Raw genomic sequence first — 806 nt, forward strand, 5'->3', positions numbered from 1 at the left:
TCATATTCACATGGTTAATTTCTACAAAAATTAAAAAATTGCAAGAGTTAAAATATCGCTATGCAATTCTCGGTATATGTTTCTTCGGTATTACTTTTCAATATTTATGGTCTTGTAGCGCATCTGTAGTTAGAACACTAATACCATATTTCTATTTGAAAAAGGAACTATTATTTGTTCCAAGTTTAGAAATGCAGAGTGCTTTTCTACAAAACTTTGATAATCTTATGTTATTTATATTATCGTTTCCTTTAATTTTTCTGCTGCTAACTTATTATTGGCTCTTTAAATTCATAAATGCACACTGGGATCAAATCAAAGAGTTATTTAAAACTTGGGAATATGATGTTACATTACCTGCTATAGCTGAAATATTCTTATCAAGTGACAAACAAAGAAAAATAGCCTCAGAAATTGGAGATAAATTTAAGGATAAAAGTAAAATCATTATCCCAACACCAGATGTTGAATTGGGACCAAATGTTAAGAAAAATATAATGGTATATATACCTGGGCTAGACCGCACTTTAAATTTATTAATTGTTGGTGCGATAGGTGTTGGTAAGACTGCTGCACAAGCTTTACCACTAATTAATCAAGACTTGCATTACATGACTTTCATGATAAATAACTTTCGGAAATTTTATAAGGATAAAAATTATATTTCTGAGGAAATTCGTGGAGCGCTGCTAAATGGTATAACAGTAATCGAACCTTCAAATGACCTTTGCAAAAAGGTTTATAAATTAGCAAAAGCCCATGGAATTCCTGATGAAGCCATTACATATATAGATCCGACTAATCCT

At 30.5% G+C, this 806-nt stretch carries 1 protein-coding gene; it reads left to right on the forward strand.

Annotation, left to right across the window (positions count from 1 at the left end; all coding sequences use genetic code 11):
• Positions 1 to 806 (forward strand): hypothetical protein (locus RCF13_RS26220; RefSeq protein ID WP_308141678.1); only part of this gene is annotated, 806 nt, incomplete at both ends.

Origin of the sequence: Stenotrophomonas maltophilia group sp. RNC7, from assembly GCF_030910085.1 — a bacterium.
Taxonomy (GTDB): domain Bacteria; phylum Pseudomonadota; class Gammaproteobacteria; order Xanthomonadales; family Xanthomonadaceae; genus Stenotrophomonas; species Stenotrophomonas sepilia.